General features: G+C 48.8%; 17 protein-coding genes. 8 read left to right on the top strand and 9 right to left on the bottom strand.

The genetic code is table 11. From position 1 onward, the window contains the following. Positions 1 to 88: 88 nt before the first annotated feature. The 3 genes from BP71_RS08460 (at position 89) to BP71_RS08450 (ending at position 4242) form a co-directional block, all read left to right on the top strand. Positions 89 to 2632, top strand: a complete 2544-nt coding sequence (locus BP71_RS08460) for a M1 family metallopeptidase (RefSeq protein WP_496378126.1) — start codon at positions 89 to 91, stop codon at positions 2630 to 2632. Next, the gene (locus tag BP71_RS08455; protein ID WP_496378125.1) at positions 2592 to 3440 is read left to right on the top strand and encodes an AraC family transcriptional regulator; all 849 of its coding nucleotides are present in this window, start codon (positions 2592 to 2594) and stop codon (positions 3438 to 3440) included. The genes BP71_RS08460 and BP71_RS08455 overlap by 41 nt, the downstream gene beginning before the upstream one ends. A gap of 112 nt (positions 3441 to 3552) precedes the next feature. Beyond that, a complete protein-coding gene (locus BP71_RS08450; RefSeq protein WP_496378124.1) occupies positions 3553 to 4242 on the top strand; it encodes an SIP domain-containing protein in 690 nt (229 codons plus the stop codon). On the opposite strand, the gene map is transcribed toward BP71_RS08450, so the two are convergent. The 4 genes from map to BP71_RS08430 form a co-directional block, all read right to left on the bottom strand. Then, positions 4243 to 5007 carry a type I methionyl aminopeptidase gene (gene map / locus BP71_RS08445; RefSeq protein WP_496378123.1) on the bottom strand — a complete coding sequence of 255 codons (765 nt, stop codon included), beginning with the start codon at positions 5005 to 5007 and terminating at the stop codon, positions 4243 to 4245. A 16-nt stretch (positions 5008 to 5023) separates the two neighbouring features. Further along, positions 5024 to 5809 carry a DUF3050 domain-containing protein gene (locus BP71_RS08440; protein ID WP_496378122.1) on the bottom strand — a complete coding sequence of 262 codons (786 nt, stop codon included), beginning with the start codon at positions 5807 to 5809 and terminating at the stop codon, positions 5024 to 5026. 147 nt (positions 5810 to 5956) lie between these two features. Then, a complete protein-coding gene (locus tag BP71_RS08435) occupies positions 5957 to 6430 on the bottom strand; it encodes a VOC family protein (RefSeq protein WP_496378121.1) in 474 nt (157 codons plus the stop codon). A 79-nt stretch (positions 6431 to 6509) separates the two neighbouring features. Next, positions 6510 to 7325, bottom strand: a complete 816-nt coding sequence (locus tag BP71_RS08430) for an AraC family transcriptional regulator (RefSeq protein ID WP_496378120.1) — start codon at positions 7323 to 7325, stop codon at positions 6510 to 6512. A 193-nt stretch (positions 7326 to 7518) separates the two neighbouring features. On the opposite strand from BP71_RS08430, the gene BP71_RS08425 reads away from it, so the two are divergent. Continuing rightward, positions 7519 to 8313, top strand: coding sequence for a class I SAM-dependent methyltransferase (locus BP71_RS08425; RefSeq protein WP_496378119.1), 795 nt, complete (start codon positions 7519 to 7521; stop codon positions 8311 to 8313). Positions 8314 to 8427: 114 nt separating this feature from the next. Here BP71_RS08425 and ybiA read toward each other — a convergent pair whose 3' ends face one another. Continuing rightward, on the bottom strand, positions 8428 to 8985 hold the full coding sequence (gene ybiA, locus BP71_RS08420; protein WP_496378118.1) for a riboflavin biosynthesis intermediates N-glycosidase: 558 nt from the start codon (positions 8983 to 8985) through the stop codon (positions 8428 to 8430). A 113-nt stretch (positions 8986 to 9098) separates the two neighbouring features. Between ybiA and BP71_RS08415 the strand changes: the two genes are divergently transcribed. Next, a complete protein-coding gene (locus tag BP71_RS08415; RefSeq protein WP_496378117.1) occupies positions 9099 to 9599 on the top strand; it encodes a DinB family protein in 501 nt (166 codons plus the stop codon). Here the strand turns inward: BP71_RS08415 and BP71_RS08410 are convergent, their stop codons facing one another. Then, positions 9600 to 10241, bottom strand: a complete 642-nt coding sequence (locus tag BP71_RS08410; protein ID WP_496378116.1) for an HAD family hydrolase — start codon at positions 10239 to 10241, stop codon at positions 9600 to 9602. It lies immediately after the preceding gene. A 138-nt stretch (positions 10242 to 10379) separates the two neighbouring features. Between BP71_RS08410 and BP71_RS08405 the strand changes: the two genes are divergently transcribed. The 3 genes from BP71_RS08405 (at position 10380) to BP71_RS08395 (ending at position 13974) form a co-directional block, all read left to right on the top strand. Next, positions 10380 to 11543, top strand: coding sequence for a T9SS type A sorting domain-containing protein (locus BP71_RS08405; protein ID WP_496378115.1), 1164 nt, complete (start codon positions 10380 to 10382; stop codon positions 11541 to 11543). A gap of 81 nt (positions 11544 to 11624) precedes the next feature. Beyond that, positions 11625 to 12752, top strand: coding sequence for a T9SS type A sorting domain-containing protein (locus tag BP71_RS08400; RefSeq protein WP_496378114.1), 1128 nt, complete (start codon positions 11625 to 11627; stop codon positions 12750 to 12752). A 94-nt stretch (positions 12753 to 12846) separates the two neighbouring features. Beyond that, entirely contained in the window at positions 12847 to 13974 is a 1128-nt protein-coding gene (locus BP71_RS08395; RefSeq protein ID WP_496378113.1) for a T9SS type A sorting domain-containing protein, read from the top strand. A gap of 47 nt (positions 13975 to 14021) precedes the next feature. Here BP71_RS08395 and BP71_RS08390 read toward each other — a convergent pair whose 3' ends face one another. The 3 genes from BP71_RS08390 to BP71_RS08380 all read right to left on the bottom strand — a co-directional run bounded on the left by BP71_RS08390 (position 14022) and on the right by BP71_RS08380 (position 17392). Continuing rightward, complete coding sequence (locus tag BP71_RS08390; RefSeq protein ID WP_496378112.1) at positions 14022 to 15185, bottom strand: serine hydrolase domain-containing protein; 1164 nt, start codon at positions 15183 to 15185, stop codon at positions 14022 to 14024. 192 nt (positions 15186 to 15377) lie between these two features. Continuing rightward, on the bottom strand, positions 15378 to 16691 hold the full coding sequence (locus BP71_RS08385; RefSeq protein WP_496378111.1) for a hypothetical protein: 1314 nt from the start codon (positions 16689 to 16691) through the stop codon (positions 15378 to 15380). Between the two features lie 122 nt (positions 16692 to 16813). Then, on the bottom strand, positions 16814 to 17392 hold the full coding sequence (locus tag BP71_RS08380; RefSeq protein ID WP_496378110.1) for a DUF4136 domain-containing protein: 579 nt from the start codon (positions 17390 to 17392) through the stop codon (positions 16814 to 16816). Between the last annotated feature and the right edge of the window lie 24 nt (positions 17393 to 17416).

Below are 17416 nucleotides of genomic sequence, written 5' to 3'. Positions count from 1 at the left end.
TGTTGCGTTTCGACCTGATCAGATTCTCTTCATCCGGTTTGACCGGTATTGGAGAGGAAGTGCTATTTTTGGACACATTCCTTATTTTATGATCCGATCATACGCTTTGCTGTCACTTTTGGCGATTTTACTAATCGCATTCGCCTGTTCGAAAAAGGAGCAGAATATCCCCGAAAAAGGCGTCTCATTTGCGCTTAACCAGCACAGGAAACAGTGTATCGATAGTGTCCGGTATGCTATCGAATTTGAAATCCCATCCTCAAAAACGGAGAAAATCAGGGGAAAGGAAACGATCACATTCCGCTTGAGTGCATTGGACTCCGCCCTGGTGCTGGATTTTAATGTGGACAGCACGCGGTTACTGGGGGTGCAAATCGAGGGGAAATCGGTTGAGTACCGGTTTGTGAATGAGCATATTGTATTGGAATCCAGGTATTTGTCCAAAGGAGAGAACCGGATATCTGTCGATTTTATCGCCGGTGATTTATCGCTGAACCGGAGCGACGATTACCTTTACACGTTGTTCGTACCGGACAGGGCATCAACCTGCTTCCCGCTTTTCGACCAGCCCAACCTGAAAGCGACCTACCGCCTTACCCTGAAAACGCCTGTAAACTGGGAGGCGGTGTCGAACGGAAGCTTGCAATCCAGAACCGTCGAAAACGGAAAAGGTATTTACAGGTTTAATGAGACCAAACCCATTAGTTCGTACCTGTTCGCATTTGCGGCCGGTAAGTTCTTTAAGAATACTAAAACCATCGATGGCCGGGAAATGACGATGTATTACCGGGAAACCGACACTGCGAAAGTACAACGAAACAGCGGGGAGGTTTTTCAGCTCCACGCCAAAGCGCTGGACTGGCTGGAAAATTATACCGGCATCCAATATCCGTTCGGAAAGTTCGATTTCGTGTTGCTGCCTTCTTTTCAATATGGCGGAATGGAACATCCTGGCTCGGTCTTTTACAATGAGTCGGCGCTCTTCCTGGACGAAAACGCATCGGTTAACCGCCAGATGGCCCGCGCCAGTGTGATTGCGCACGAGTCGGCGCACATGTGGTTCGGTGACCTGGTGACGATGGACTGGTTCAACGATGTGTGGCTTAAAGAGGTTTTTGCCAATTTTATGGCTGCCAAGATTGTACACCCGAGCTTTCCGGAGATTAACCATGACCTCAGATTCCTGCTGGCGCATTATCCCAATGCCTACGACGTAGACCGCACAGCGGGCACAAATCCAATATTACAGGAGCTCGGCAATCTTAAAAATGCCGGAACGCTGTACGGAGCTATCATCTATATGAAAGCACCGGTCGTGATGCGGCAACTGGAACGAAAGATCGGTGAAACGTTGATGCGGGAGAGCTTGCGTGCATATCTGAAAACCTTCGCATTCCGTAATGCGCGATGGGACGATCTCATTGGTATCATCGATCAACGTACGACCCAGGATATCGCTGAATGGAGCAATGTATGGGTGAAAACACCCGGAATGCCTGAGTATACCGTGGACCGGGATCACTGGCCGAAACAAGTTCAGGTAAAAGACTCGGTTTCGGGCCGTATCTGGGAACAGTCACTGGTAGTCGGGACGATTGGAAAAGGAGGAGCAGCTCATGTGTTTCCCAATAGTGATGGCACAGCTTACGGATATTTTAAAATGGATACCGCCAGCAAAGCTTATTTCTTCAAGAATTACGACGGGCAGGATACGATCTTTTCAGATCCGGTTTTTCGGGGTGCCATGCTGGTGAATATCTGGGAAGGAATGCTCCGTGGCGATGGGCCTGCGCCGGAAGCATTGATACAAAGCATCCTCGCTACATTACCGAAGGAACAGAATCCGCTGCTGGTCGATTATCTGCTCGGAAACCTTCAAACCACCTGGTGGACATTTCTGAACGCGTCTCAGCGAGAACAGTATCAGAAGCGTGCCGAGGGGATACTCTGGGATTTGCTGCTGAATACAAAGGACAAGGGCATCAAAACCTCTTATTTCAAATCATTTAAAAATATCGCATTGACCGGCGACGGCTGGAAGAAAATGGAGTCGCTCTGGGATGAATCATTGAAAGTGAAGGACCTGGTGCTGTCCGAAGACGACAAGATTTCCCTCGCTTACGAACTTGCATTGAAAGGCAATGGCAACATCGACGCGATTCTCCAAAAGCAGTTTGAAAAAACAATTAACCCTGACCGGAAAACACGGATGCAGTTTGTCATTCCCGCACTGAGCCAGGACGAGGCCAAACGGGACGCTTTTTTTGAATCATTAAAAAAGGAGCAAAACCGCGAAAAGGAGGCCTGGGTTTTGGATGCACTGGCCTATTTGCACCATCCTTTACGAGCTAAAAGTGCTGAAAAATATCTGCGTCCTTCATTGGACCTGTTGCAGGAAATTCAGCTCACCGGCGACATTTTTTTTCCCACGCGCTGGATGCACAACACTTTTGCCGGTCATTCGTCCCGGGAGGCAACGGACATCGCCCGGCAGTTTTTGAAGGACAATCCTGGTTATCCCTATTTCCTGAAAAATAAAGTACTGCAGGCTACCGACCTGCTCGATCGTACCATTTTATTTGCGCCCCGCTATGAGCAGAAGCAATATTCCGCTGCATCACCTCGGCAATGATTCGCGCCTGGGTTTGTCGATCCACCGCATTGGCCCCGGTGACCCGGTGGATGCGATGCAGTTGGGTGCTCACCGGGACAATCATGCCAATTTCTTATTTCAGAACATGGGGGTAAGTACCATGATGTTGGATTTCCGGGAGGTCACGTTGCGGGGCTGCGGTGTGTTTTGTATACTGCCCGGCCAGGTCCACGAGCCCGTAGCGGTCCGTGAAGCAACCGGCTGGTTTCTGGGCGTCGAAATGGCATTGCTGGATGACCACCACAGGCAGGTAGTCGACCAATATGCGCAGCATGCCGCGCCAGTGCCTCTTTCGCAGGAACAGTCGGCGATGCTGGGACAGAGTCTGGAAATGATGCGGGAATTTTACCGCTCGCCGGACATTTATAAGCAGCCTGTCCTTCAATCGATGCTGAAAGTATGCCTCGGATTGTTTGTGTCGCATTTCGAGCGGGATATTTGCCAGAACACCGGTTTTTCGAGACCATCGGCGATCACAACGGTATTCAGGAAATTTTTAGCAGAAAATTTTAGAACCGTGAAAAGTCCTGCTGCATACGCGGCCATGCTGAACATTTCGCCATCTTACCTCAACGAGGTAGTGAAGGACACGACCGGGCAGCCGGTAAGCCACTGGATTCATAATGAGGTTATGATGGAGGCAAAGCGACTGTTGTATTACACGGGTTTGAATGTAAAGGAGATTGCATTCGATCTTGGATATGAAGATCACACCTATTTCTCACGTATTTTCCGGAAAACGACCGGGTGCTCACCGGGACAGTTTCGTGAAGAATACCGCAAATAGTCCAATCTTTACCATTCTTGCTCCCTTTATTCTCTTCGTTCGCATCGGTTGTTTTGTAAAGTAAAAAATCGGCTGGATCGTCAGCCAGGATACAACACCAATCGGACGGAGAATGAACATCATCAAACAGAAGGCAATCCATTTATTTGAGACGACTCTTGGGAAAGCCGGTACCGTGCTCGCCATCCGGAGCTGGGAACCTGCCACTTTTTTCGAAGTGGACGTGCATTTCCCGGAAATGGATATGAGCGGCTGGAAGCGGGTCCAGCATATCAAAGTAAGAGTTGACTACGGTGTTTACCGGGACTATACCCCGGCCGGTTGGGACGAGGATATCAGAACCTGTACATTGTACATCAATGCGGAACAGGACGGACCCGGTGCCCAATGGATCAGGTCGCTGCGGGAAGGCGACCGCATTACCTATGTAGGGGTGGGCGCCACGATGCACAAACCCACGCCCGCAGGCGAGATGGTAGCGCTGGGCGACATGAGCAGCATCGGGCATTACCTGGCTTTGCAGCAGCTGGCAGGAAACCGCAAACTCAAAGGAGCCATCACCATCGCCAACGAAAATCACCGGGAGGAGTTCAGGGAATATTTCAACTGGGACGTTCAGCCGGTGAAGAAAACCGATTCCGGCGGGCTGAGTTCGATACTCAAATGGACCAGTGACAAGGCACTGGACCATTCGAATGTCTATATTTCAGGGCACATTCCAACGTGTATCCGTTTACGAAAAGAACTCAAAAAACGGGAGGATGCGCCGATGGGTATCCAGGTACAGGGTTTTTGGGCGTAGCTAATCGAAGATCCCGTTCATTTCGGTCAGGATCACCGGCTTGCCATCCGTGACGATGATGGTGTGCTCGTGCTGCGCTACGTAACCTCCGCGGGAGCCAACGAGCGTCCAGCCGTCGCGTTGGGTGCTGGCAGTGGTGGATGCGGTGGAAATGAACGTTTCGACGGCTACGACACTGTTTTTTCTGAAACGGGTGGTGTTGTAACGATCGTAAAAGTTGGCAATTTCATGGGGTTCTTCATGCAGGCTGCGGCCGATCCCGTGGCCGGTGAGGTTTCTGATCACGGTATACCCCGACTTTTTCGCCTCCGTTTCGATTAACTTGCCGATATCGGCGATTCGCACGCCACCTTTGATCTGGCTCAGCGCTTTACGCAGAATGCGCTTCGAAGCGTCGATGAGCTTGGTGTGGCCATGTACATCCTCGCCCAGTACGAAGGAGCCTCCATTGTCGGACCAGAAGCCATTCAGTTCCGCGGAAACGTCGATATTGATCAGATCGCCTTCCCTCAGTATTTTATCCTCGGAAGGGACGCCATGGGCTACCTCGTTGTTGATGCTGATACAGGTCCAGCCGGGGAAGCCATAAGTGAGCCTGGGCGCAGATTTGGCGCCCAGGCTTTTTAACATTTCCCCGCCGAAATCGTCCAGTTCTTTAGCGGTCATGCCGGGCCTTGCGTGTTCGCGCATGGCGCGAAGCGTACCCGCCACCGCGTGGCTGGCTGCCTGCATGCCGAGTAACTCGTATTCTTTGGTAATAGACATGGTTGAATGGGTCTTCTTAATGAATGGCCTTTGACGTGGTGATCTCCTCATAAACTCCGTCCCAGAGCGCAATCCGTTTCTGTAACGATACGATGGTTGCGGCTTCTGCTTCCTGCCAGCGTGTTTCGCTGTCGCCACACAGGTTGGCTGTCATTTGCAAGGCGAGGTGACTATGATGGTCGCCGTCCACTTCGATATGCCTTTCAAGATAGTATTTAAAAATCGAAATGTTGTCGGGGAAATTTTGGTGAATGTCTTCGATGATCGACATAAACATCCCGGGGATCAGATCCTCCCGCCCGAACGTAAATATGGCTGCCTGCGTATGATCCTGGCCTGTCCGGATCGTATCGAATGTAAAATCGACAAAGTTCCTGGCTTTTTCAGGCGTTCCCGCGAGCGCGAATGCACGCTCGAAGCTGCCGGTTTGACGAAGCGTTTTGACAAAAAGGGTGATTTCTCCCGTGTCGGCACCGCATTGTTCCATCGCATCCAGGTACAGTTCGAAATGGCTTTTGACATTTCCGTCCATATCGACATCGGATTCTTCACCGGTCACTATCTCGTTGATCAGATGGCGTGTTTCGCCGTCGCCGGAGGGAAACCAGGGCACGGAGGTGCAGGTGAGGTTGGTTTGCAGTGATTTGAGAAGAGACATAAAGTCCCAGACCGCATAAACATGGTATTTCATGAAAGTTCTAAGGTCCTCGATGTCGCTGATCACCGAATAAACTTTGTGGTGGATAATCTGTTGCCGTAGCGGCTGAATGTTTTGCTGAATTCTTGTGATGTGATCGTTCATTATTTGCGTATTTCTTTTAGTTAAACTACCGATAGGGAAGGTTTGTTTCAGAATCGCAAATAAACAACTTGGCACGACAGTCTTTACGACGAATTTACTCCATGTGCGACGAGATCTATGTAAAGGTCGTACTGCCTGGATAATAGACTATTTACCCTGCTGCGGAGTGTATTTAACGAGGTCAATACCAATACCATTGGGATCGACAATCGCGAAATGCCGGTCTCCCCATGGCTCATCGCGGAGGTCGATTTGTATTTTGGCTCCTTTTTGTTTCAATTCCCTGTAAAGCTTGTCCACATCTTCGACCTCAATGGTGAGGTACATCCCCTGGCCCTGGAACGCTTTGTGAAACAATGGTTGCTGGGAAGGATGGTCGGGTAGGAGGAAGCTGAGTTCGGCGCCGCGGTCCGGTGTATGGAGCAGGAGGTAGAACTCATTTTCGAAAGTGACGCCAAACCCTAATGTACGGGTATAAAAATCCCTGGTCTCGGCCAGTTTGGCTGTGATAATACCTGCGTTCAGTTTCATGGTCTTTTTGGTTTGAGTTGTTGGATGGATCTGGGAAAATGCCTGGGCTGAGAGCAGAGCAAATGCCCAGAGCGTGATGTAACGTTTCATTGCCTGTTCGTTTGAGGTGAATGTAACAATACAAATTTCCGGTATGCCGCTCAGGCAGGATTGTAAAAAACGGACAAAATCACCGCCCGAAGGCCTTGCCGGGCGTGACGCCGTAGAAGTTTTTGAACTCTTTGATGAAATGCGCCTGGTCGTAGTAGCCGGTGTCGTAAAACAGTTTGTTTTCCCGAAGACTTTGCCCGGAAGGTTTGGCCCGAAGGATGTTCTGGAAACGTACTACCTGGCTGAATGTCTTGGCCGAGTCCCCAATGTAAAATTCAAATAACCTGCGTAGCTGTCGGGGACTGAGTCCGGTATCCAGGTCCTTTTCGACATTCAGGACACCATAATTTTTAAGAATAATGGAAAGCGCCTGGTAAAACCGCGGATCATGGTCGAATTCTATGTTACCCAGCAAATCCAGAAAATAGTCGTCAAACCGCTGTTTGATTTCTGACATGAGCATGCGGCCTTCAAACTGCGATGCAATGTAACGGGCAGTCTCCGGGAGCACTGCATCAAGGTTTTCGAACCGGTTACTGAGCTCCGACGCATTGATTTTGAAGAGTTGGGGAAACATGGTGGGTAGAAACCGTACACCCACATAATTGAAACTGTTATCGAGGGGGAACTCTGTGTATTTTTTGCAAAATCCCATCACGAAATTCTCCGCAGGGTTATGGAGTTCAAAAAAGATGTCGATGCAGCCGTCGGCGACGACCCGGTAAAAGAACGGTTCGTCGAGGACAGCCGTGGTTTGTAGTTGCCAGTAACAATAAATACTGCCCTGAAGAGCGGCGTCAGGTGGGAATTCCTGGTAGGTTACGTGCGTGGCCGATTGTTTGACGGTCGGCTGGACGGGGTGGTAAAGTCCACGGATATCAGGTGTGTTTGGCATGAAAAATTACCGGTTTACAATCAGTTTTTTCGCTGGATAAATACCAGTGGCATGAATTTTGAATTGTGAGAAATATGTATTTAATTGTTAATCAGCTAAGTAATGAAATGGTTACTACTCAATTCCGGCCATTGAGTTTCGTGAAATCGTCCGGATCTCCATTGAATCGTTTCAATTTAATACATACACAACTATGAGTAAAGTGTTCGATAACCTCAGGTTATATGCAGGTGTTGTCAAAAGGGTGGGGTACACCCTTACGTTCGGTATGCTGAACCCGGATTCCCGGAACGAATTGTTAAAGCTCTACAATAGTTACTGTGGTCAGCCCCAGGCCGGGGACCTTACACCGGAAGACCCTTTCATTATTCCCAAGACCGATGTTTTTGAGCTTTTTGGAAATGACTCTGCCGCCTACGAGGGTGTTTACGAATGCGGATTCGGGCATACCACGGAGTTCGAACTCAAGGTGATTAGTAACCTGGTTAAAAAATGGAATCCGAAACGTATTTTTGAGATCGGGACGTTTCAGGGGCGTACGACTTTGAACATGGCGCTGAATACCGGGAGTGATACCGAAATAATTACGCTCGATCTCCCCGCAGACGAACTGGAATCCACGCAGATGGAAATCGAGGAAGGGGAGGTGAGATATGTTAAGAAGGAGGTTTCCGGTGAACGTTTCATCGGCCATCCCGCCGCTTCCAAAATACGGCAGGTGTTTGGAGATTCCGCCTCGTTTCCCTTTGATGATTTCAGCAACTCGGTGGATGTCGCCTTTATCGACGGGTCACATGCCTATGAGTATGTCCTGAATGACAGCGGAAAAGTAATGTCGATCATGCGCAAAGGAGGATTGATCATCTGGCACGATTACACCAACTGGCCGGGTGTCTGGACGGCGTTGAACGAACTTTTTCAAAGCGACGCGCGGTTCGCCGGAATCAGGCATATCGGCGGTACCAGCATTGCGATACTTACCGTCTGAAACAGATATTTCAGATCAAAATCTAATGCGCTGGACGACGTATGTCTATCAGCGTTTTTCGCTGTAAAAGAACAAACAAGGAAAGTTAGGATACTTATCACGTGAGGAGATCCATTATGAGTGTGCCATTTTGAGCGTATCACGTGTTTCCATCAGTACAAAGCCCAATAGATTGAGGCCATCCCATTGAAAGGGGTTTGCTGCTTTTGGGTCGTCAGCCGCCAGTCCGATTCCCCAAACCGGATCAACAGGACTGGCCTCGACGAGTATCCGGTCTTTTGTCCCGATTAGAAATGCGGCCAGTTCTGTATGCTGGCGAAACTTCTGAATATTACCCCTCAGAACGATTTCATGCCGTGCATGTAGCCAGGTCGTTTCATTAAAATTCTTCACGAGGCGTCCAAGCGCTTTCGCCTCGCCTGGTGAATCGGAATTGATGATCTTTTGAAAAACATCATCAGCTCCGAATAGTAGTGCCTTTTGGGCCATCATCCAGTGTTCGGCAGTTTTGTATTCGACGCCGCCGATATGGAATGGGGCGTGCCACCACTGGCTCAGGCAAGAGCTTGTCATTTCACCGGAACGACCGGGCCTGTGACCCCAGAAGTAAAGGAGCTTCCCAGCAGTACCTTTTTTATATTCAGACTTTAACCATGGAAGGTCGTATTTCATGGATCTTTTTCGGTAGTGCGGATATTTTCCAATCCAGGTTTTGAAAAATGATGGGCATTGTTTTTGATAAACAGCTTCTTTTAATGTAGCCAACGAAAACCAAACAGATCGCTATGAGCAATAACACAATGACTGCCGCGTATGTGAAGGAATTGGAAGCCGAATACACAGCGACGCGCAAATGCCTGGAACGTATTCCGGTTGCTTTGTACGACTACAAGCCGCACCCAAAGTCGATGCAAATGGGGTATCTCACGTTGCTGGTTGCCGAGATTCCATTCTGGATCACGCAAATGGTTGAGGTGGGTGAGCTCGATCTGGCGACTTACAAGCGTTTTGAGGCAGCGACTGCCGAGGAATTGGTGGCCCATTTTGAGGAAAATTTTAACAGCGCCAAAAAAGCCTTGCAGAATGCCACGGACGAGAGCCTCGACGCGCCTTTCTATCTCAAAAATCAGGGCCAGGTGATTTTTACCCAGCCCAGACTTGAAGGTGTCGGCTCGACGATCAATCACTGGGTGCATCATCGTGGGCAGCTGACCGTCTATATGCGTCTCAATGACATCGCAGTGCCATCTATTTACGGGCCTTCTGCTGACGAGCGGACCTTCTGATCAGCGCGGGGGGCCGAAGCGCTCGAACTGCTCTTGTTTGAGCTGTTCCAGAATCTCCTTTGTAGACTCGAACGTCGTGTGCTGGTAAGCCCGGAGTCCGAGTGTTTTGGCCATATTGGAAAACATAATGCGATCGTCGAAATACACGCACTGGCTGGGTGTTGCCTGCGCAATGCCCATTGCCAGTTCAAAAATCCGTGGGTCAGGCTTGCGCATCTTCACTTCGCAGGAGGAAATGAAGGCGTCGAAACAAGTGTGTAATTTGAATTTCTGAATGCGATAGTCATTCAACTCTTTTCCTTCATTATTGATGGAAATAATGCGGAAGCCGCAATCTTTTTTCCATTCTTTCAGCCACGCCAGCATTCCCGGCAACTCTACCGATTGGGAATACATGAATTCCTTGAAATCTTCGCGCACAAAATCGCGTGGGTGATTGAATATGACCGTATCAAGATATTGGTCCAGATTGACGCTTCCTATTTCATACACATTGAATATAAAATTGTGGAGCTGATCCATTTCCTTGTAATTAAGGCCGAATTTTTCGGCTGCCAATGTGCGGGATTCGTGCCCCCATCCATTACTCAAAAGAACACCGCCAATGTCGAAGAAAAGAATTTTAAGATCGCTTATCTGCATGGTTGAAAAGAAATAATTATTGGTTACAAATGATTTTGTTATTAAAGTTTTTTATAGGTTAATTTATGCTTAAATATATTCCGCCTGTTTCATGAAAACATTCACATAACCTTTCTGAACATTTGACTTGCTAAGAAAATGAAAAACCTTCTACTTCTTCTTATTTTTTCGTTCTACACGGCATTTACGGCATTCAGGGGTCAGGCACAGGCGATCCAGGGAAGCATTAAGCTTGGTTCTGACCCAAAGGAGATCATTGTGACGATCCGTAACAACTCCGGTTCGCCGGTTACGGGCAATGTGACAAAAGTAATGTTTACGCTGCTAAAAAATTTTAATTCATGGGCCACACCAAATGGTTTTGGATTTCAGAATATTTATACGCTCCCGCTCCCAAGTACCGGGTCCTTTAGTAATTCAAGTTTTTCAAGCATGTTGGTGAATTATCTGACAACCACCTGGACAGGTTCAAAGGCGATTGATCTTGATCCGGGAGAATCAATGGATCTTTTTGGTTTTTCACTAAGCGTGGAGACGGCAGGCTACCCCGATAGTTGGAATAATGTTAACTCCCTGCTTTTGTATTGTGTAAGAAGTACTTACATGCCGGAAAGGAAATGGCTGGTTGAAGTGGATGGCGTTGATCTTACCACCGGCAACCAGGATTTGTTTTATAGCACCGGCCCCTCTGTTACGACGTATGCTGACCCACCGTTCATTGATTCACGGACCGCCTACGCCAAACTAAGCGATTTTACAATAGCCAACCTACCGGTCAAACTTAAAAACTTTGAAGCCAAATCGGAGGGGCGTGTATCACAATTGAGCTGGTCGACGTCCGAGGAAATCAACAGCGAATATTTTGGTATCGAGCACAGCCTGGATGCCAAAACCTGGAAGGAAGTAGGCCGGGTTGCATCATTCGGCGAAAGCCGCGAGCAGAGGGACTATACATTCAACCATACGCCGGGCCAAGCGGGCATGAGCTATTACCGGCTGAAAATGATGGATTTAGATAAAACACACGCCTATTCGCAGATTGTGAATGTGAAATTCAATGAGCGGACTACTACGGAATCTGTCTATCCTAACCCTGTTTTAAATAAATTTCAACTCACCAATAGCGGGTTGGATCATGTTGTGAGAGCCAGAGTTTATGATGTATCCGGTAAACTTGTATATGAGTCTTCACGGATCGATCAATCGGGAATATCAATTGGTCATCTGGGATCCGGCAAGTTTTATGTTGAATTGGAGAATAGTGAAGGCAATCTAAGGAAATACCCTATTTTAAAGAAATGAAAGAGTTCCATCGTATTGGGGGACGGATTATTTCCGATCATTTATTGACGAACCTTTTAAATTAACGCTAAACAGACATTTATGAAGACGACGAAACTTTTACCTCTGCTCCTGTCGATCGTTGCGACATTTCAATTGCATGCACAAACCATTCAGGGAACGTTGCTTTTTGGGTCTGATCCCAAAGAAGTGATCCTGCGAATCCGTAACAATTCAGCCTCAACAGTGACGGGTGATGTTACAAAAGTACAGTTTACGCTTAGTATGTACTTTGGAAGCCAGACACCGGAAAAAGGTTTGACCTTCATGAACGTTTATACGCTTCCGACGAACACAGGTGCTTTCAGTAGTTCTAGTTTTATGAATTTTGGCAGCAATTATTTGGCGGCAACCTGGACAGGGTCCAAGGCAATTGATCTTGATCCCGGGGAAGCAATGGACTTCATCGGGTTCTCATTGAAAGTGCAGTCGTGGGACGACCCATCTGGTTTTAGCAGCTTAGCGATGTATTACGCGGACCCTATGTTTGTAGACGGTCGGGACTGGGTTGTTGAGCTTGGTGGCGTAAACCTGGCAGCAGATGGTGATGCAAAATTTTATAGCAGCGGACCTACCGTTACAGTCAGTAATTCACCAGGCTCTGCGAGTGTCAGACTGACCACATTTAACGCATCAAATTTGCCGGTGAAACTCGCAGCATTCCGAGCCAGCAGGGAGGGAATGAACGTCCAGTTGAAATGGGCCACTTCGGAAGAGGTTAATAGTGACTATTTTATGATTGAGCATAGCCAGGATGCCAAACAGTGGGCTAGCATCGGTCGGATAGAGTCTTTTGGCGAAAGCAAGGAGTTACACGAGTACGATTTTACCCATATGTCGGACACTCCCGGACTCCACTATTATCGGTTAAAAATGGTCGACCTGGACGAGACGTTTGCTTATTCTAAAATAGTAAGTGTCCATATTGAGGACGGCGGGGAAAATGCGGTCTATCCTAACCCGGCCATTAGTGCAATTGCATTTAAAAAAGAGCTGGCTCCTGGTGCAAAGGTCCGGATTCTGGATACCTCCGGCAAAGTCGTTTACAAATCAACCCACTTCAATCCTTCCGGGACAATACAATTAGACCATTTGTCGTCAGGACAGTTTTTCGTAGAAGTGGAGGATAGTAAAACCCAGTTAAAGCGATACAAAGTGATAAAAAAATAGAGTATAGGTGCCTGGTCAACGAGTAACCTGGCCAGGCGCTTTATTTCTGATCATTTGTTGACCACTCTTTTAATATTACGCTAAATAGATAGTTATGAAGACGGCAAAACTTTTGCCTCTGCTCCTGTCGATAGCTGCGACATTTCAACTGAATGCGCAAACCATTCAGGGAACGTTGCTTTTTGGATCTGATCCCAAAGAAGTGATCCTGCGAATCCGTAACAATTCAACTTCGACAGTGACCGGTAATGTTACAAAAGTACAGTTTACACTTGGGATGTACATCGGTACTGCTACGCCGTGGGACGCTTTGACATTTGGCAGCATCTCTACCCTTCCGACGCCCGGTACCGGAAGTTTCAGTAGTTCGAGTTTTGTGAGTTTTGCTTCTCATTATTTAGCCACGACATGGACAGGATCGAAAGCAGTGGATCTGGACCCGGGAGAGGAAATAGATCTGATCGGCTTTTCATTAGCAGTTAGCAGCAACGAAGACCCGGACGGCTTTGGCACCCTGCGGATGCAATATGAGGATCCGATGATACCGACGAACCAAAATTGGGTGGTTGAGGTGGATGGTGTGGATTTAGCGGGTGGTGCCAACAGGTTTTATAGCAGTGGTCCAGGGGTTACTGTTAGCAACGATATTGTTTCATCGTTTCTCAATATGACCACTTTCAATGAAACCAATTTGCCTGTGAAGTTGAAAACCTTCGAGATAAGCAGAGAAGGGAAGGCAAGTCATCTGACCTGGGCCACTTCGGAAGAAATTAACAGTGACTATTTTGGTATTGAGCATAGCCAGGATGCCAAAGCATGGAAGGAAGTTGGGCGAGTGGAATCATCCGGCGAAAGCAAGGAGTTACACGAGTACGATTTTACCCATATGTCGGACACTCCCGGACTCCACTATTATCGGTTAAAAATGGTCGACCTGGACGAGACGTTTGCTTATTCTAAAATAGTAAGTGTCCATATTGAGGACGGCGAGGAAAATGCGGTCTATCCTAACCCGGCCATTAGTGCAATTGCATTTAAAAAAGAGCTGGCTCCCGGTGCAAAGGTCCGGATTCTGGATACCTCCGGCAAAGTCGTTTACAAATCAACCCACTTCAATCCTTCCGGGACAATACAATTAGACCATTTGTCGTCAGGGCAGTTTTTCGTAGAAGTGGAGGATAGTAAAACTCAGGTAAAACGATACAAAGTGATAAAAAAATAGCGCGCAGGTGCCTGGCCAACGAGTAACCTGGCCAGGCACTTATTGTTTTACTTCCGACCTGGCTTAACCCGGTCAGTTCGAATTGATTTTTCGATTTCCCTGATGATTTGCGCCAAGGTTTCATCGTTGTTATTGCAGAGCAGCAGGATGGTTTTGTCCGCATCGACGTACCGCACAAACTCTGTCTTGTAGCCGGGATTGTCCCCATCATGCCTGACCACCTTCCCCAATTGCGGGTGCTCTTCCAGTTTCCAGCCGAATCCATATTGAGAAAGGGTGCCGTTATTGAGCCTGGCCGGAGAGAATGCCTGTCGGAGTGTTTCCGGTTTTACAAGCTTGCCGCCGTATAATGCGCGGTCCCATTTCAGGAGATCGGCTGTGGTGGAACTTACGCGCCCCGGCCCTTTGCGGTCACCGAGCCAAACAGCGTAATTGAACTGCGGGAATGAGTCGGCCGGGATGTATCTTTGTTTTTCGGCTACATACAAATGGCCGGTGGCCAGGTTTTTAAGCTTGCTTTTCTCCTCACGGTTACGGATGTCCGTGTCTTTCATGCCGTAAGGCTTGAAGAAACGCTCGCGGCAGAATGTGATGAAGTCCTGGCCCGAAACCTTTTCTGTGATGCTTGCAAGCAGCATGTAACCCGTGTTGCTGTACTGGTATTTTGCACCCGGCTCAAACAATACCGGCGGATGGTATTGAATCAGGTAGGCAATGTTGTCCGCATTGCCGGCGACTTTGGTCTTGTCCCAATATTTGTCCATTACCTCCTGATAATCGGGAAGACCAGAGGTGTGGTTCAATAATTGCCGGATGATAATACCCGTATAGGGCAGGCCGGGAATGTATTGATTGATAGGGTCATCAAACTTTAATTTCCCTTCATCAGCGAGCACCATGATGGTCATGGCAGTAAACTGCTTGGAAACCGAGGCCAGTTCGAAGATGGCAGCCGTTGTCATCGGTTCGCGGGTTTCGAAATTGCGAAAACCGAATGCCCGTTCATAAACAGGTTTGCCTTTTTCCGCAACCAGGACGACACCACTGAAATCCCTCGCCCGGGCAAAGACGGCGTCGAGTTCTGTACTTAATGAAGCGGAAGGTTGGGCGGTTTTACAGGATACGAGCAAGAAAATAAGCAAGGCTGCCATAACCAGCTGGCAGCCCGTCGCGTATTTTGCTGTGCCCGGATCATTGAATGTCAAATGCATGGAAAAGGTTATTTGTTTTGAAAACAAAGCGCGGCTGTGAAGCTAGCAAATTACTTTTCCGGTAAAAAGCAAAACTCATTCGAACATATTATTCTCAGTCCTCCGGCCGGTCCTTAACATTCAGATGTAAAGACTGGGCCGGAGGACTGAGAACCGGTGTCTGAGGAGTGACCTTCAAGTTAACTGCGCATATTAGCGTCGGCCACCCCGGAATCCGCCTCCGCTGAAGCCGCCACGGCTGAACCCGCCCCCATTGAAGGAACGGCCGCTGAATGACCGCGATGGTGCACTCTGGAATGAGTTGCTGCGAGTCATCGGACGATAGCCTCCGGAAGGTGCAAAACGTTCTGACGAGCGTACGGCACCGCTTCTGTTCCAGTTATAACCCCGCGCATTGACCGAAGGATTAAAATGTCGGGCAGCAGAGCCGATGAATGCGGTTCGTGGCGAGTAGGCGTAATGCCGGGGAGCCACGGAGTACCTGTAGTAATGGTCATACTGGCGGTACAGGTGTGGATAATACCGGTAAGCCCCTCCGAAAAACCATCTTGAAAAGCCCAGTGATGGCAATGCATATACCACAGGATAACCTCCTAAACCAAAATAGAAGCCAGAACCGTAACCGTACATGCCGGGATACCACATCGGTGATCCGTACCAGGAAGGATAACCGAACCAGTAGGAGTAGGGGCTACCGTAATTGACGACCTTATCGCCGGCAGGCGCAGGATAGCTGTATCCGCCCTGGGTTGCATACTCCTGCGAAGCCTGACTAAGCTCCTGCATGGCTTGCGGGTTTTGTTTCAGCTCGTCCTGATAGGAAGCTAGCTGTTCTTTATTTTCGGCTTCCAGCTGGTCATGGATATTAGTCAGCTCTTCGCGGACCTGTCCGGGATCATTTTTAAAACGCGCTCCCAGCCTGGCGGTCAAGTCCGAATGGTCGTTTAGAATGGAAAGCACGTCGGGCATTTCTTCCAGGGTTTTAAACGCTGTCTGTGCATCCGGGTCGAGGGGTGCGATCATTTGCCGGAATGTGGTACCGGCTTGTTCATTCAGGTTGTCGACCTGTACCAGATCGCTATGGTGATTGTTGTAAAGCTTCCAGGCAGCCTCTTTCAGTTCAGGGGTCTGGTTAGGAAGCATCGCTTCGATCTGGTCTTTCGGTGTTTTGCGCGGAGCGGTTGCCAGTTTGTGCATCAGGTCTGGATAACGGGTGATTTCGTAAAACCAGCCCTGTTTTTTCTGCGGATACCCCTGGATCACCTGCTGAAATCCGGCGCTGCTTTGTTCGCGGATGCCTGCGAGTTTTGTCAGCATATCGGGATATTGGGTAGCGGCGAGGATATCGTTGCGGACGTCTTCGTTGTAGGGAGCGATGACTTTAAGAAGGCTTTGGTCAGTGACAATGTTTTGCTGCGCGTTACTAACCATCTGATCGTCCTGGCCGTAACCATTGAGGGTGGCGGCGGAGAGCAGGATAGTGGCAAAAAAATGAAGCGGTTTCATGGTCGTAACTATTAAAATTTGAATTACTTAACCTTTGATGATGCCAAGTTACCAGGCGATTCTGTTGAAATACTGTAGACTCGGAGGTAAGGAGGTTGAATTCTCCGGAGAGGGACGCGCTGCTAGCTTTGACGCGCCGGGAAGTTTTTCATCAGCTTCCTGACACCCTTGTCGATCCGTTTGTCGAGCCGGTTTGGGTTGGTCACATCACCGGATATTGCTTTTTGCCAGATGATGTTACCGGTTTTGGTATCGATCACGTCGAGGATCAGCGTTCCGTCGGTTCCGGTACTGGAATAGGGATACCCTCCGTAGCCGGGATAAGCGCCGTAATAAGGGTACATGCCGTAGGGTAGTCCCCAGCCAAAACGGCCCCAGCCCATCATCATCGGGTAACCTCCGCCACCGTAGTAATTCTTACGCACGCGCTGCGTATAGGTATGGAATTGCAAGAGAAGGTCTGGGTGTTGAGTATTCCTGGTGAGCCCCCTGGTTTCCAGTGCCTTGTCGAATGCCGTTTGAATACGGTGACGGGAGAAGGAGCTGGCGTACATCGGGTTCTGGTTGGTTTTCATATCTGGGACAATCCAGTTGTAAGTAAGTGCCTGGCCGGTGTTGACCGACTGTTGGGAACGTTGTGCGAGCGCCGCGGTGGCGCTCAGCACAGTCAGCAGTCCCAGCAAGATGATTTGTTTTTTCATTTGTTTGCGCCGGGCTTGGAAGCC

Source organism: Dyadobacter ginsengisoli DSM 21015 (genome assembly GCF_059568735.1).
Note: the sequence above shows the minus strand (reverse complement) of the source record. Positions and strands in the feature narration are given on the sequence as shown.